Source organism: Mesorhizobium sp. M0830 (genome assembly GCF_040319965.1).
GTDB lineage: Bacteria > Pseudomonadota > Alphaproteobacteria > Rhizobiales > Rhizobiaceae > Mesorhizobium.
Map to the genome: position 1 here is coordinate 1 of NZ_JAMYOR010000152.1, position 815 is coordinate 815.

General features: G+C 64.7%; 1 protein-coding gene. It reads right to left on the reverse strand.

What is annotated here, in order from left to right; all coding sequences use genetic code 11:
- Positions 1-815 (reverse strand): HAD-IC family P-type ATPase (locus NKI20_RS33635; RefSeq protein WP_352838300.1); only part of this gene is annotated, 815 nt, incomplete at both ends.

Genomic DNA, 815 nt, shown 5'->3' on the forward strand with positions numbered 1-815 from the left:
GTCAGAACCGTCCCGCCATAGCCATGTCGGCCTTCGCCGCCGGTGCGGGCTTTCCATCCAGCCCATCCGCGTCGACCCAGCCGCCAGATGTTTCCGGCGGCAGCGGCTTCGATGCCAAATCCCGGCTGCTCGATGACGGTATCGAATTTGCGCTGCCCGCCAGGCGCGGCAAAGCCGGCTATGGCCTTTGAAAACGGGTGGCGCGAATGCGCCGCCATGTCGGCTGCAATTGCCAGCATGGCCGGATCGATCGACGATGCATTGACGAGCCGCGGTTTTCCGAGCGTGAGCGTTCCGGTCTTGTCGAACACCGCGGCATCGATCGTCGCCAGGCGCTCCATGGCCGAACCGTCCTTGACCATGATGCCGTTCTCAAACAGGCGCCGCGCGGCGACCACCTGAACGATCGGCACGGCGAGGCCGAGCGCGCACGGGCATGTGATGATGAGAACGGCAATGGCGATGGTCATCGCCCGATGCCAGTCGCCGGTCGCCGCCATCCAGCCGAGGAACGTCACGAAGGCGGTAAGATGAACCACAGGAGCATAAAGCGCTGAAACGCGATCGGCGATCCGGCGATAATGTGCCCGGCCGCCCTCGGCAGCTTCCATAAGCCGAACCATTTCCGCCAGGAACGAATCCTTCGCGGCGGCTGTCGCCTTGATCGTCAGCGAGCCGGTAAGGTTGAGCACGCCAGCCTGCACGGGTTCGCCTGGCGCTACGCTTCGGGGCGTGCTCTCGCCGGAAACCAGCGAGCAGTCGAGATCCGACGCCCCATGGATGATCTCGCCGTCGACGGGTATCCTATCGCCTGC